The organism is Nesterenkonia ebinurensis, from assembly GCF_008711175.1.
GTDB lineage: Bacteria > Actinomycetota > Actinomycetes > Actinomycetales > Micrococcaceae > Nesterenkonia > Nesterenkonia ebinurensis.
Window position 1 is genome coordinate 90,207 of the sequence record NZ_VWNF01000011.1, and the last position, 14,747, is coordinate 104,953.

Annotated in this window: 13 protein-coding genes; 2 read left to right on the plus strand and 11 right to left on the minus strand. The window is 64.9% G+C overall.

The genetic code is table 11. The features are described from left to right. Window positions 1-88: 88 nt before the first annotated feature. The 8 genes from F0311_RS04240 to F0311_RS04275 form a co-directional block, all read right to left on the minus strand. Window positions 89-1,699 (minus strand): monovalent cation/H+ antiporter subunit D family protein, encoded by a 1,611-nt coding sequence (locus tag F0311_RS04240; RefSeq protein ID WP_223881127.1) that lies wholly within the window; start codon window positions 1,697-1,699, stop codon window positions 89-91. Next, window positions 1,696-2,202, minus strand: a complete 507-nt coding sequence (locus tag F0311_RS04245) for a sodium:proton antiporter (RefSeq protein ID WP_150460714.1) — start codon at window positions 2,200-2,202, stop codon at window positions 1,696-1,698. Before F0311_RS04245 ends, F0311_RS04240 begins: the two co-directional genes overlap by 4 nt. Continuing rightward, the gene (locus F0311_RS04250) at window positions 2,199-5,270 is read right to left on the minus strand and encodes a DUF4040 family protein (RefSeq protein ID WP_150460715.1); all 3,072 of its coding nucleotides are present in this window, start codon (window positions 5,268-5,270) and stop codon (window positions 2,199-2,201) included. Before F0311_RS04250 ends, F0311_RS04245 begins: the two co-directional genes overlap by 4 nt. 248 nt (window positions 5,271-5,518) lie before the next feature. Continuing rightward, window positions 5,519-6,283: a superoxide dismutase family protein gene (locus F0311_RS04255; RefSeq protein ID WP_150460716.1), complete on the minus strand. Its 765-nt coding sequence runs from the start codon at window positions 6,281-6,283 to the stop codon at window positions 5,519-5,521. A 22-nt stretch (window positions 6,284-6,305) separates the two neighbouring features. Beyond that, window positions 6,306-7,298, minus strand: a complete 993-nt coding sequence (locus F0311_RS04260; RefSeq protein ID WP_150460717.1) for a phosphatidate cytidylyltransferase — start codon at window positions 7,296-7,298, stop codon at window positions 6,306-6,308. Continuing rightward, a complete protein-coding gene (locus F0311_RS04265) occupies window positions 7,295-8,038 on the minus strand; it encodes a lysophospholipid acyltransferase family protein (protein ID WP_150460718.1) in 744 nt (247 codons plus the stop codon). Before F0311_RS04265 ends, F0311_RS04260 begins: the two co-directional genes overlap by 4 nt. After that, window positions 8,035-8,745: a CDP-alcohol phosphatidyltransferase family protein gene (locus F0311_RS04270; protein ID WP_150460719.1), complete on the minus strand. Its 711-nt coding sequence runs from the start codon at window positions 8,743-8,745 to the stop codon at window positions 8,035-8,037. Before F0311_RS04270 ends, F0311_RS04265 begins: the two co-directional genes overlap by 4 nt. Before the next feature lie 62 nt (window positions 8,746-8,807). Beyond that, window positions 8,808-10,187, minus strand: a complete 1,380-nt coding sequence (locus F0311_RS04275; protein WP_150460720.1) for an MFS transporter — start codon at window positions 10,185-10,187, stop codon at window positions 8,808-8,810. Window positions 10,188-10,301: 114 nt separating this feature from the next. Between F0311_RS04275 and F0311_RS04280 the strand changes: the two genes are divergently transcribed. Then, the gene (locus F0311_RS04280) at window positions 10,302-10,910 is read left to right on the plus strand and encodes a hypothetical protein (protein ID WP_150460721.1); all 609 of its coding nucleotides are present in this window, start codon (window positions 10,302-10,304) and stop codon (window positions 10,908-10,910) included. A gap of 8 nt (window positions 10,911-10,918) precedes the next feature. On the opposite strand, the gene F0311_RS04285 is transcribed toward F0311_RS04280, so the two are convergent. Both F0311_RS04285 and F0311_RS04290 read right to left on the minus strand, forming a co-directional pair. After that, window positions 10,919-11,158, minus strand: a complete 240-nt coding sequence (locus F0311_RS04285) for a hypothetical protein (protein ID WP_150460722.1) — start codon at window positions 11,156-11,158, stop codon at window positions 10,919-10,921. 10 nt (window positions 11,159-11,168) lie between these two features. After that, entirely contained in the window at window positions 11,169-11,534 is a 366-nt protein-coding gene (locus F0311_RS04290) for a hypothetical protein (RefSeq protein WP_150460723.1), read from the minus strand. A gap of 600 nt (window positions 11,535-12,134) precedes the next feature. On the opposite strand from F0311_RS04290, the gene F0311_RS04295 reads away from it, so the two are divergent. Then, window positions 12,135-14,240 (plus strand): S9 family peptidase, encoded by a 2,106-nt coding sequence (locus F0311_RS04295; RefSeq protein ID WP_223881128.1) that lies wholly within the window; start codon window positions 12,135-12,137, stop codon window positions 14,238-14,240. A gap of 19 nt (window positions 14,241-14,259) precedes the next feature. Here the strand turns inward: F0311_RS04295 and F0311_RS04300 are convergent, their stop codons facing one another. Further along, window positions 14,260-14,691: an acylphosphatase gene (locus F0311_RS04300; protein ID WP_223881129.1), complete on the minus strand. Its 432-nt coding sequence runs from the start codon at window positions 14,689-14,691 to the stop codon at window positions 14,260-14,262. Window positions 14,692-14,747 lie beyond the last annotated feature (56 nt).

The following is a 14,747-nucleotide window of genomic DNA, read 5'->3' on the forward strand; positions in this document are numbered from 1 at the left end:
CCCATCACCGCCCTGACGTTGTTCGCTCCTGGCCCACGCTGCTCTGCCGAGCACCGCGGGGCCCGAATCGCTCTCTGTCTCGGCATACCTAGGTTCCCTCCACAGCGTCGACGTACTCCTGGGGGTTCAGCAGGTTCTCTGCAGCGGTCTCGGAGAGCATCATGAGCAGCTCGGCGCCGAAGCCGAAGAACACGGTGATCCCGGCCAGGATGGCACCGGGAACAATCAGCTTGACCGGCACTTTCACCGCCCGCTCCCCAGCCAGCACAGCAGACATGGTGGCTGTGGGCGGGCCGATGGTCAGAGTGGGGTTCTCCGCCTGCGCCTGGACCCGCAGGTAGCGCTTGCCATGCATCCGTTCCTGATAGGACAGGGCACGATCCTCCAGATCGGCCGGAGGCTTGCCCATGAACACGCCCACCCAGATCTTCAGCATGGACAGCAGGGTGAACACCGAGACGATCACTGCCACAGCAGCCACCCAGTAGTGGGCCTGTTCCAGGGTGGCCTGGATGATGCTGAACTTGGCCACGAACCCTGAGAAGGGCGGCAGCCCGGCCAGTGAGAGGGCTGCGACCATAAACGTGATGGCGATCAGCGGCTCCCGCTTGGCCATGCCGCCGAGCTTATCGATCTCCCCGGTGCCGTAGGTCTCCTCGATCGCCCCGGTGGAGAGGAACAGGGATGCCTTCACGATCATGTGGTGCAGCAGGTAGAAGATGCCTGCGGTCAGTCCCAGTCCGGTGAACAGGCCCACGCCGATCAGAATGTAGCCGATCTGGCTGATCATGTGGAAGACCAGGATGGACCGGGTGGTCTTCTCACCGATCGCACCGAGCACCCCGATCAGCATGGTCAGGGAGGTCACCAACAGAGCGATCCACAGAAACCGTTCCTCGCCGTCGAAGAGGATCGAATAGATCCGGTAGATCGCGTAGATGGAGACCTTGGTGTGGATCCCGGAGAACAGCGCGGTGACCGCGGGGCTGGTCATCGGGTAGGTGCGGGTCAGCCAGCCGTGCACCGGCACCACTGCGGCCTTGATGCTGATGGCGGCCAGTACGACGCCGCCGCCCACCGCAACAGCCCTGTCCTCCGCAGCTGCCCCGTGCAGCTCCGCGAGGTTGACCGTGCCTGCGGTGGCGTAGACCAGGCCGATGCCGAAGAGCAGCAGAGTGGAGGCCAGCAGGTTCACTGAGACGTAGATGCGGGCCCCGTGGGCGCCGAGCTTGGCGCCCATCATGGCCAGCAGCCCGTAGCTGGGCAGCAGCATGACCTCAATAAACACGAAGAGATTGAAGATATCCCCGGTCATCAAAGCACCGGCCACACCAGCCATCAGGATCAGCACGAAGGGGTGGTAGAACCGGGCCCGTGCCTCATGGGTGGCCATGGCGAACATGACACTGGTGATCCCCAGGATGCAGATGATCATCAGCACCAGGGAGTTCAGGGCGTCCACCACGAACGGGATGGCGATCTGTGGGGCGAAGTCCCAGAAGCCGACTTTATGAGCCAGCACGGTGCCGTCGTGGGTGGCGATGACCAGCAGCACCGAGAAGGCCAGCAGAGCCGTGAGTGTGCCCAGACTGATGATGTGCCGGGCGCGCTTATTCTTGCGCAGGGCGGCCCCCACAGCACCCATCAGCAGCGGGATGCCCACCAACAGCGGCAGCAGCGGGGAGAGAATCTCGGTCACTGGGCTCCTCCCCCCCTCTGGTTAGGCGGCACGGCCGCATCATCATCCACCCCGGCGTAATCATGGACCGGGCTCATCGGCGAGGCGTCGGCCCCTCCGGTGGCCGCCCCTACGGCCCCGGTGGCCGCGGTGTCTACCTTGGACCCCGCGGCGTCGTCCTTATCTGGTGCGGAGAGCACCTTGGCCGGGGAGTCCTCGTCATTCTCGGTGTCGTCGTCGCCGGTGGTGGTGATCGCCAGGGTCACCATGAACATGGTGATGGAGAAGGCGATCACGATGGCGGTGAGCACGAAGGCCTGGGGCAACGGGTCAGCTCCTTCGCCGTAGTCGGAGGTGCCGATGTAGGGCACCCCGCGGAAAGCGGTGTTGCCGGCAGCGAAGAGCAGCAGGTTGGCCGCATGGGAGGCCAGGATGAAGCCGAGCACAATCCGGATCATGCCGCGCTGCATGAACAGATAGACTGCGGCCGCGGTGAGCAGCCCGACGGCGATGGCGATGCTCATGCGCGATCACCTCCCCTGACGGGCTTATGCGGCTGAGGGTGCCAGCCCTCGCCCTCCGCTTCGAGAGGAACGTCGCCGGGGTCCTCCCCAGCGTGCATCTCCACCTGGGCGATCTCATCGGTCTGCTGCCCCTGGGCCTTCATATGGGCTTTGAGCAGCTCTGCCGGGTAACGCTGTGCCTGGCCGAGTCGGTCCAGGGCCACCAGGACCGCACCGATCACCGCCAGGTAGATGCCCACATCGAAGACCAGGGCGGTGGTCAGGGTGAACCCGGCCTCCGAGCCCCAGGGCATCAGCGGCACGCCTTCCCAGATCACGATGGGTCGCAGGTAGGAGCCCTGCGCGCCGTCCAGGAAGCCGGCCAGGCCGATGACCGCACCGATGGCGATCCCGCCCACGATCACCAGGGCGTAGTCGAAGCGGAGTTTCACCGTCGAGTCAGACGGGGCCACCAGGTACCGCAGGGCGAAGAACCCGCCGAGCACCAGGGCGGCGATGAACCCGCCGCCGGAGTCGTAGTGGCCGCGCAGCAGCAGGACCAGAGAGAGCAGCACGATGAACGGGGCCATCCAGTTGAACACGCTGCGCATGGCCTGAGTGTTGTCCGCGGCATGGTCCAACGGGGTGCCGATCCACAGCCTGGACTCCGCCGGGTGGGAGTCGGAGGTGGAGAAGGCGGAGTTCAGCACCGCGAGGATGGCAAAGCCCGCCACCCCCAGCACGGTGAGCTCACCGAAGGTGTCCAGGGCGCGGAAGTCCACCAGGATCGAGTTGACGGTGTTGACCGCGCCCACCGTCTCGTAGGTCTCCTCCAAATACCACTGGGCGGCCGGGGACTGGCCGCGCCGGCCGGTGAGCGCATAGGTGCCGATGAAGGCCATTGCCCCGAAGGCCAGGGCGACTGCGGCGGCGACCGTGGTGCGGGTCTTGGAGACTCTGTGGAACTTTCGGGGCAGTTTGCGCAACACCAGTACCAGGACCACCACGGTGAGGATCTCCACCAGCAGCTGGGTCATGCCCACATCGACCGCACCTAGGGCGAAGTACCAGGCGCCGACTACGAAGCCGGCACCTCCGGCCAGCACCACCGCGGCAGTACGGGACTCAGCGAGCACCGTACCCAGCAGGAAGACAGCAAGCAGGCCGATGAGCACCCAGTCGGTCATCCGGGTGTGGCCCTCGGTGAAGCTGCCCACCTCACCGACATGCAGCACCCCGGCGATGAAAATACCGGCCAGGAAGATTCCGGGCACCGCCAGGTGCAGACCGTGGATATCGGTGCGGGTGAGATCGCCCACCCGGCGGCCGAAGGCGATGGATCCGGTGCGCAGCTGCTCGGTCACCTGCACCCCGGTCCAGGGCAGGATGGTGCGCGGGATCAGGCTGTCCAGCCGAGTGCGGGCCAGCACCGCCAGCACGCCCAGACCCATGATCGCCACCGAGAGCATCAGGTCGGTGCTCAGTCCGCCGTAGAGGTAGAAGTAGGGCTCGTAGTCGCTGGTGGTGGAGGCCTGGGTGGAGGCGGTGATCAGTCCGTCGAAGAGGAAGGGGGCGAACCCGAGGAGTCCGCCCAGTGCCGGCAGCAGGGCTGGCAGGTAGAAGCTGGCCGGGGCCTCGTGCACTGTGGATGGGTCGATCGTTTTGGTGGCGGCCGGGCTGCTGAGGTCTGCGACCCGTGCAGAGGCGCGGGCATCCGTGCGGGCCGCGTCAGGGGGGTTGTATCCGGCGTCCTGCTTGCCGACTCCGCGGTAGCTGGTGAAGATCCCGAGCACTATCCGGCCGCAGTAGGCGAAGGTGCCCACCGCGGCCAGCACACCGAGCAGAGTGATGGTCCAGGTCAGGCCGGGGCCGAAGAGCGCAGGCTCATGGCCGGCGGAGAGGAAGCCCTTGAGCAGGTTCTCCTTGGAGACGAAGCCGAACAGCGGGGGGACCCCGGCCATGGACAGGCAGCCCAGCACGGTGATCATCAAGCTGACCGGCATGGCCTTCCGCAGTCCGTTGAGCTCGCGGATGTCGCGGGAGTGGGCCTCGTGCTCGATGATGCCGACCATCATGAACAGGCTGGATTTGAACAGCGCGTGGGCGATCACATGGATGGTGGCTGCGGCGATCGCGATGGGGGTGCCGATGCCGATCACCGCCACCAGGAAGCCCAGCTGGGAGACCGTGGAGTAGGCCATGATCTCTTTGATGTCGTGGCGCTGCAGCGCGAAGAGCGCACCGATCAGGGCGGTGATCAGACCGCAGATGATCAGCAGGGACTGCCAGACGACCACGCCTTCGAATACCGGGGAGAAGCGCAACAGCAGGTAGATGCCGGCCTTGACCATGGCCGCAGCGTGCAGATAGGCGCTCACCGGGGCCGGGGCCACCATGGCGTCGGGCAGCCAGAGGTGGAAGGGGAACTGGGCGGACTTGGTGAAGGCGGCGAAGGCGATGAGCACGGCCACCACGCCGGTGAAGACGGCGTCCTCGGCCCAGACCTCGTGCTGCAGGGCCGCCGAGAGGCTGGTGGTGCCGGTGCGCACAATGATCCACAGCACCGCGGTGAGCAGCCCGAGCCCACCGGCCATGGTGATCAGCAGCGTCCGCTGGGCCGGAGCCGGCGCCTTGTCCCCGGAACGATTGATGAGAAAGAAGGAGCACAGTGTGGTGAACTCCCAGAAGACGAACAGCAGGATCATGTCGTCGGCCAGGACCATGCCGGACATGGCGAAGACGAACAGCAGCATCCAGACGTAGTAATCACTGGTCTTCTTGGCCGGGCTGAAATAGCGGGCGGAGTAGGCCATCACCAACGCCCCTATGAACAGCACCAGCAGCAGGAAGACCATACCCAGGCCGTCGACTCTGAGCGAGATGCCCACATCGACGGTGGGGATCCAGGGCAGATGCTCTTCGATGGTCTCGCCGTCGATGATCCCGGGCAGCCAGGGCAGGGTGAGGCAGCCGAGGGCTAAGAGGACTGCAGCGGCGAACCAGCCGGTGTCGCGGCCCAGCAGGGTGTGCACCGCTGCGGCGGCAGGGACCAGAATCAGGGTGAGGAACAGCAGGACCAGCAGGGTCACACAGCACCTCCAGCCCGGCAGAGCGCATCAGGGCACAGGGCGGGCTGAGGCTGGGACATATCGGCCTCCTGTGTGCTCGGCACGGTCGTTCAGGTGCGGTGGTGCAGCGCAGATGCGCTCAGAGCATCCTACATTCGCTCCGATGAACGCAGTATTGCGTTGCTTCTTGCTTCGCCGACCAGACTTCCCGGCACACCGTTTGCTCATTCACCCTAACCAGGGCGGCAGCCCTGGGCAAAGTGCAGGTGCTACTCGCCTACTACTCCGCAAGCCACGCGGCTTCCGGTGTCGCCGGTGGCCTGGGACTCCTGGTCCGGGCCGTAGGGCGCGTAGCGGGAGGGGATGTTCCCGTGATGGTCGGGGTCAGAGTGCACGATCACAGACCTGCCACCGTCTTCGAGCAGCAGCTGCTGGCTGAGCCGGTCGGTGACGAACTCGATGCTTCCGGTGCCGTCCTGGTTGACCAGCACATTGGGGAAGTTGCCGGCCCGGTCTGGGTGCGGAACCTCCTGGGGGGCGGTGCCCTCCGGGGTGCTCTCCTCGAGCTCCTCGCCCTCGATCACCTCCTCGGCGACCGGCTGGCCCTGCAGGTGCCCGCCGGCGGAGTAGAAATCGCCCACCTGGCCCCATTCGTTCTCCGACTGGATCTCACAGAGCCCGTGCTCATGGATGGTCACCGCGCGGAAACCGGGGGTGAGGTTCCACAGCTGGATGGAGACCAGCACGCCTGGCCCATCCTCCTGGTCAAGTTCGGTGAAGCTCACATAGCCGAGATCGTTCTCAGCCACATCGATCAGCTCGGTGGTGGCGAAGGGCTCAGTCTCCTGGTCCTCCTCTTCGGCGTCGTCCGTTCCCTCCCCCTCAGGCGGGGCGGTCTCCAGCTGCGTCTGCTCAGGCTCGGGCGAGGAGGCGGCGTCGTCCTCCCCATCGTCGAAGAAACCGCAGGAGGTCAGAACCAGGGCAGTGCTGAGGGTGACGGCGGTCAATGCCGGCCAGCGGTGGATGATACTCATCAGGGCACACTATAGCTGCGGATCATGTGTAGAAGAACCGGACCGCGTGGAAGAAGACCGGGGCGGCGAAGCACAGCGAATCCAGTCGGTCCATGATGCCGCCGTGGCCGGGGATGGCGGCCCCGAAGTCCTTGATCCCGCGGTCGCGCTTGATGGCCGACATCACCAGCCCGCCGGCGAATCCCATCACACAGGAGAGCAGTGCCAGGGCCGCTGCGGCCAGCGGGGTGAACGGGGTCAGCCACCACAGTGCGGCACCCAGTGCGGTGGCCGAGAGAACCCCGCCGATGAAGCCCTCCCAGGTCTTATTGGGGCTGACCTTCGGTGCGATCGGGTGTCTGCCGAGGCTCTTGCCCCAGATGTACTGCAGCACATCCGAACCCTGGACCACGATGAGCAGGAACAGCAGCAGGTGGGCACCGGTGGCACCGCCAGAGCCCGGCGGTGAGCCCTCGGCAGCCTCGCGGCCGACCTCCATGGCCACCGGAAGCTGCAGCAGGGCCGGGGTGTGGCTGATCGCATAGACGCAGACCATCAGCGCCCACTGGATGGTGGCCGAACGCTGCAGGAAGCCCTTGGTCTGCCCGGCCAGGGCGTTGCGGGCGGGCAGGAACAGGAAGGCGTAGACCGGGATGAAGACGCTGAACATCCCGTACCAGTGCTCCCACATGAACCAGTAGTGCACCGCCGGGATGATGAACACCAGCCAGACCAGGACCTTATGGTCGCCGCGGGTGGTGGGCGAGATGGTGATGAACTCGCGCAGTGCCAGCAGCGAGAGCAGCAGGAACAGCACGATGGTGACTGTCTCTCCGGCGGCCAGCACAGCACCGATCACCGCGGCCATCAGCCACCAGGCGTTGATCCGCTGAGTAAGGTTGGTGATGGTGCCGGTGGCGCCGAGCCGACTCTTCAGGATCCAGGCGGCGGCGCTGGCCATGATGAGAATAATGACGACGCCGCCGAGCAGTTTGATTGCGGTATCGTCCAGCAGCCCGACTTCCCAGCCGCTCATGCTTCAGGCTCCTGGATGCTGTTTTCAGTGTTAGGTGGGGCTGCGCCGTCGTTCTCCCGGTTGTTGTCGCCCTCGCCGTCGAAATTGGCTTGGTGGTCGGTAAGGCAGCCAATGAGAACAGCCCGAGCGCGGGTGAGGAAGCTCCCCTGGTCCTCCCCCGGCTGTACGCGGATGGGCTCGCAGAAGACCACTTTGGACAGGTGCGGGACCGGGATCACCTCGCCCTTGGGCAGGATGCGGCCAACATTGACCAGGGTCACCGGCACCACGGGGATCTGCGGGTTGTGCTCGGCCAGCCGGTAGAGTCCGCCGCGGAAGGTGGCGATGGATTCGCCGTCGCCGCGGGTGCCCTCAGGGAAGATGATCAGCGAATCTCCCTGATCCAAAACTTCTGTCATACCTTGGATTTGACCTTTGGGGCTGACCCCGGAGTCGGAGGCCCGTTGGCGGGTGCTGGACGAACCGTGGCGGTCCACCAGGTAGGCGTTGAACACCTTCTCGGCCATGGATTTGCGGATGCCGGAGCCCCAGTAGTCCTTGGCTGCGATGGGCCGGGCGCGCTTCTGCAGCTCATCGGGCAGGGCGGCCCAGATGGTGAGGAAGTCCAGGTGGCTGGAATGGTTGGCGTAGTAGATGGCCTGTGGGGGCAGCTCGGGCTCTGTGTCAGCGTTCTGGGTGATGACCTGGGCCCCGGCGAATCCGGTGATCGCTCTGGCCAGGCCGCGTTTTGCGAAGCTCATGACGGGGCCTCCTGCGCTGAAGAACCGCGGTGGCGAGAGCGCAGCACCGCGCTGATCCGGCGCAGCCTGCGCAGACAGGTCAGCAGCGAGCCCAGGGCGATCAAGGCCAGGGTGCTCAAGAGGATCCAGCCTGGGGCCCAGGGCAGCCAGGGTTCGGCGATGGCGGCCAGGCAGCCGGCCATCAGCAGCCACATCCGGTGCGGTTTGGCCAGCGGTCCGTCAAAGAAGTTCCCGGTGCCCAAAGCGGCCCCGAGGCTGCGGATATAGGCGGTGAGCACCGCCAGGATCGCAGCGGTGAAGCCCAGGATCACACCGAGGTCCAGGCTGCCTGCGGTGACCAGCCCGGCGGTGGCCAGGCCGGCTGCGGCGATGAAGAGCACATCGGCGATCCGGTCGGGCAGCTCGTTGTAGATATCGCCGGTCGGGGAGCTCATGCCCTTCTCCACGGCCAGCATCCCGTCGAGCATATTCAGCAGCAGGCGCAGCGGGATGCAGACCGCGGTGGCGGCAAGTAAGGCGGCACGGGCGGCGTCGTTCTCCGTGTGGGCGGAGCTGATGAGTGCGGCTGCCCCGAGGGCGGCGAAGAGCACTGATCCCACCGAGATCTGGTTCGGCGTGAGCTTGGCGGCAGCGAGGATATCAGCGGCCTTGGTCGCCCAGCGTGTGCTGCGCTGGGCGATCTGGCGCCGGCCCGTTCCCTGGCTCATCTGCCTCCTTCCGTCCACCACACACGTTATACGCAAGTGCCCGAACCGTCAGCAGGCGTGGATCAGTTTCGCCAGAGTTCACTGCGCCCGGCTGCGGCCCACACCATTATCAGCACGGCGGAGACAATCCCTACCAGAACAGCTGTCCACATAGGGTCTGCGGCAATGACCACACCGCCGATACCGGCGAGGACGACAACGCCAACGGTTGTTCCGACGTCTTCACCGACCCCGAGGACCACCCCGGCATGGGCGCGGTGGGTTCCGCCCTCGCCGCGGAATCCTTCGAATGCCAACGTCATCACCTTGGGGTAGACCGCACCCATTGCCGCACCGATGAGCAGGGCGAGGACTCCCAGGCCGATGGCCCCTGTGACCGCAGCCGCTGGCAGCGCCAGAGCCCAAAGGGCAACCCCGGAAGCAGCAGCGGGAAAGCCGATGGCGGCAATGAGGTACGAGGTGCGGGGCCCGAGCCGCGCACCCGCTCCACCGGCACTCATCAGTGCCCAGGTAATCGGTCCCAGTGCGACCAGGAAGGCTCCGAGAACGCCGGTCGCATCGACATGAGTGGCAGATAGCAGGGGGATGAACGCGTTGATTCCGAAATAGCTCCCACACACCAGTGCCAGTGCCCACCCGCCAGCCTGTGCGCGCCGCTCTCCGGGTACGGTCCGGCGAAGAGCGTGCCGAAACGGTAGGACAAGCACCACGACGAGGAGTATGAGCGCAGCGGCTGCCCAGCCGAGTCTGGCGGTAGCGATACTGGTTTGAGCCAGGGCCAGGCCCGCGGCGACAGCAAGGAACGCCCCGGCTGCACGCACTTTCGCAGGAGCGGAGGGCCGTTCCCATTCCACCTGACGAAGATAATGGGAGATCAGGGCGCGCGCCGTCAGCATCAGCAGTATCGGCCATGCCATGGATGCTCGCCATCCGAGGGCCAGAAGAAGGACGCCATTGACGGCAGGTCCCAGCACAGAGGGCGCCACCCACATGAGCGCATACAGGCCAAAGGCCCGTTCACGCTCCTTGGCATCGGGGTAGAGTCCGCTCAGGATGCCCAGGCCCAGCCCGCCCATCAGGCCCGCCGCCACGCCTCGCAGCGCCAATCCGCCAACGAGCACCTCCATGTTCGGAGCCGTCACCGAAAGCGCCACCCCCACGACCAGAACGGCTGTCGAGATGCTGAGCTGGGCCTGCGGTCCGATACGCCCGTATAAGAAGGAGCCGAAGGGCACAAAGGCGATGCTGACAACCGCCGTGGCTGTCACTGCGAGTCCGTACAGAGGCAATCCGTCCAGCTCAGCCGCGGCCACGGGCAGTACCGCCGCATAGCTCAACCCGGTCACACTGGCCGCGAACTCTGCAGCAAGGAACCCCATGAGCAGCCGTCCCCGCGGGCCTCGAAAGATCCGTTTGAGAGACGGCCGGTCTGAGTCAGTCATGACATTATGGTACTAAATTAGTGAGCTAGCATTTCTCGTTTCGCTGACTCGGGGGACCTCGGCAGCAAAACAGCCCGCGGCACGAACCGCTGAACGGTTGGATAGTCTCGTAGCATGCGCATCAGACTCAGTCGGAGAGCTCGGCGCACAGGACACACCCATGTCGCAAGGGATCACAGCGTGGCGGCAGCCTGGGGGTTCGCCGAGGCCACCTTCTTCTTCGTGGTGCCAGATGTGTGGACCTCCTGGGTGGGACTGCGCCGGCCCAAGCGCGCTCTGGCCACCACGGTCTCCGCCCTCGGCGGAGCGCTGGTAGGTGGTGCGGTGACCTATGCCTGGGGCCGGAATGTGGCGGCGTCGTCCTCTCAGTCCGTGCTGGCCAAGGTTCCGGCGGTGACCGAGGGCATGATTACCCGGGTGGAGCAGGAGGTGGCCGAATCTGGACCCGCCTCGCTGATGCGCGGACCGACCCGCGGGGTGCCCTACAAGCTCTACGCCCGGGCCTGCGGGCTGCAGCGGAAGTCACTGCTGAGCTTCCTGGCCTGGAGTGTACCGGCCCGGCTGATTCGGTTCATGGTGGTCACTCTGGCCGCCTCCGGGATCGCTGCCGCAACACGGAAGATCTTCCCGCAGGTCCCCGAGAAGCTCATCACCGGAGTCTTCTGGTGCTGCTGGGCGGGGTTCTACGGCTGGTTCGTCCCCACCGTGACCCGCCGCCGGTGAAATGATGACTACCGCATCGGCCGTCTCGTGACGAGCCTCTTCCACCACGGCAGGTCAAACCACTCAAGCTGTCTGTCGAGGAGAAGAACCTTGCGATCGGCGTGCTGTGAAAGTCGAGCCATAAGGGGGTCCCGACTATAGCGGATTTCCCCACCGCGCGAGCGGAGCACAACCTTATACCGACCGTCTTCAAGCCTGGTCGGCAATCGATCGTATTCCTCATCAGTAGGAATTTCGTATTCGCTCACAGGTTTCATGCTACGCCTCCTCCGGAGCTATCTCGTCAGTTGACGGGGTGGTGAGATCCGAGATCTCAAAGTAGACGCGCCTGATGAATTGGCTGTCTTCAGGTGTCCGAACGAATCGTCTGCGGTGATCTGTTAGGCGACGCTCCCAGGCAGAATCAGGCTTCTCCGCACCTCCTATGTCATCGATAATCATGACACCTAGCACCAGTGCCTCACGCTCTTTGGTTCTAATCAGATCGATCGCTTTCTCAAACCTGATCCACCATTGATCTCGAATCTTGAGACGACGTCGCAATGAAAGTTCGGATATCCCAGTGCCCGCTGCAATTCCAGCGATAAGGGCTGAAAGTAATTGCCAACTTAGCCAAACTTCCATGTGGTCTCTCCTCTCATCTTGATGTTTGCCATGAACGACGACACTACGGAGAGTTGGAAGAGAAAATCGCACTATGTGAGGGGACTGTGAATACCCTGGCGTGTTGCCCCGGATACACCATGCTTTGGGGAAAACTCTATGGCCCGACCTTCTCGCAGTCTCTGAGCCCATTGCTCGTATTCCATCACCGCGCATGCCTGGCAGCCACGTAGACCTCCTGATTTCAGGCTAAGTCGCGGCGTACCCGAAAAGCTGCGGCGACTACCAAAATCATCAAGGCAGGGAAGAATAGAGAACGGTCCTCACCCCCATCCTCCCCCGCGACCGCGGCGGAGTGGTCCAGCAGCAGTCCACCCAGTCCCATGCCGAGCATCGCGCCGGTGGTCTCTGCCAGAGCGACGGCCGTGGCCTGCCGCGTTGCCCGGTGAATAACAGACGCTACAGCGAACTATCATCGCTATCTCCCCAAGCCGCATTTTTAGGCACGCCTAGAATTCTAAGATTCGCCGTGCCTAAAAAGACGAGCCTCTCAAGTCACCTTAGCTGAAATATAGTTGCAGGATGCAACAGTCTAATCGGTTGCATGGCAGACTGGCGGGCATGGATTCCACGTTCTCCGACCTTGACCACTATGTTGCCCACCCGCGGATTGGCGGCCTCGCCCTCAGCCCGGACGGGAGCCGATTGGTCACCACAGTACAGACGCTGAATACCAAGAAGAATGGCTATGTGACCGCTATCTGGGAGGTTGATCCCACTGGGCAACGGCCGGCCCGGCGGCTGACCCGCAGCGCCAAGGGCGAGGCTGGGCCGGCATTCTCTGCCAACGGGGATCTTTACTTCACCTCGGCCCGCCCCGATGAACAGGGCGAAGATGAGGGCAGCGCTCTCTGGTGCCTACCGGCAACTGGTGGGGAGGCCTATGTGGTCAACCGGCGCTGCGGCGGAGTCGGCGAGGTGCTCGCTGCGGCGGCCGGTGATGTGGTGGCAGTCACCGCCCCGCTGCTGCCGGGCGCTGTGGATGAGGAGGCTCAGGAGAAACTGCACACCGCGCGCAAGGACTCCTCGGTGAAGGCGATCCTGCATGACTCCTATCCGGTGCGGTACTGGGACCACGACCTCGGCCCGGCACGGACTAATCTGTTCCTGCTCGAGGCCGAGGACACCACAGATCACGACGACGCCGCCCCACCTGCCACTGTGGAACCGGCCCGGCAGAAGCTGCGACTGATCACCGAGGGTATCGGCGTCCGCTTCAGCGGCGATGCTCATCTGAGCCCGGACGGCAGCCAGGCGCTGATCGGAGTCACAATTCCCGAGGCCAAGACCGAACTCAGGGCCGGGGTTGCCCTAGTGGACACCGCCTCCGGCGAGCGCCGGATGCTGCTGGACCAGCCGGACTGGACCTACTCCCCCGGCCCGGTCAGCCCCGACGGCACCAAAGCTGCGGTGATCGGCTCCCCCAAGCCCAGCCCGGAAAGCGCCATCGCGCCGAATCTCTACATCGTGGACCTGACCAGCGGAGACCTGACGCGAATGGCTGAGGATCTGGACCTCTGGCTCTCCCCGGCTTCCTCCCGGCCCTGGTTGGACAGCACACGGCTGCTGGCGGTCTCCGATAAGAACGGCCGGGGCGCGGTGTTCATTGTGGACACCACCACCGGTGTTGCCACTGAGGTGCTCGCGGAGGATGCCACCTACTCGGAGGTATGGCCCGCACCAGACGGCAAAACTGCTTTCGCCCTGCAGTCCAGCTACGCCTTCCCCGCAGAACTGGTCCGGATCGACCTGAACTCCGGGGAGACCGTCCGGCTGCAGAACCCCGCCGAACGTCCAGAGCTGCCCGGCACTCTGGAGGAAGTGGAGACCGAGGCCGAGGACGGCGTCGTCATCCGAGCCTGGCTTGCCACACCGAAGACAGCCTCCTCCGCTGAGCCGGCCCCGCTGCTGCTGTGGATCCACGGCGGGCCGGTGAGCTCCTGGAATGCCTGGACCTGGCGGTGGAACCCCTGGCTGGCCGTGCAGCAGGGCTATGCGGTGCTGCTGCCGGATCCGGCGCTCTCCACCGGCTACGGGCAGGAGTTTGTGCAGCGCGGATGGAACTCCTGGGGTGATAAGCCCTATACCGATCTGATGAGCATCACCGACGCCGCCGAGGCCCGGGAGGACATCGACCACACCCGCACCGCGGCGATGGGCGGCTCCTTCGGCGGCTATATGGCCAACTGGGTGGCCGGGCACACCGACCGGTTCTCCGCGATCGTGACCCATGCCAGTCTGTGGGCCCTGGACCAGTTCGGCCCGACTACGGATATGTCCCCGTTCTGGCGCCGGCAGCTGGACCAGGCGATGATGGATAAGCACTCACCGCATGACTTCGTCAGCGAGATCGTCACCCCGATGCTGGTCATCCACGGGGACAAGGACTACCGGGTGCCGATCGGCGAGGGTCTGCGGCTGTGGTTCGAGCTGCTGGCAGACTCAGGGTTGCCCGGCGATGAGAACGGCGAGACGAAGCACCGGTTCCTGTACTTCCCGGATGAGAACCACTGGATCCTCTCACCGCAGCACGCCAAGATCTGGTACCAGGTGGTCTTCGCCTTCCTGGCCGAGCATGTGCTGGGGCACTCCCAGCAGCTCCCACAGGAACTGGGGCTGACAGCGCCCAAGGAGACGGAGATAGGCACCAAGGACGACGCCGCCTAGTCACCTCGATCCTGGCACATCAGCGACGGACCTCGAAACCCAGCTCAGGCAGGGTGGTGAGTTCCTCAGCAGTCGCCTCGCGGGCTTCTACGGCGGTGACTTCGGCATGCGTGGGGCCTTCATGGCACCAGCTGAGCAGCGAGTCCACGGCCGGCCCCTCGCCGCCGACCAGCAGCTCCACCGCGCCGTCGGAGGTGTTGCGCACCCAGCCGATCAGACCAAGCTCGTCAGCCTGGCGTTCAGCGGAGTTGCGGTAGTTCACGCCCTGCACCCGGCCGCTGATCCGGACGAAAGTTCCTGTGCTGAATCCTGCAGTCATACCCACCAGTGAAGCAAACCAGAGCCAAGCCTGTGAAGCGAAGCCGGTGCGGATGAAGCAGAGCCGGCGGAAGATCCCGGCGGAGAGCCGCACTAGGGAATCAGCGGCCGGAGCCGAAGAACCCAAGATCAAGGGGCTCTGCGCATCCTCGGACTGCTAACGGTTCTGCGGAAGCTTCGCACCTTATG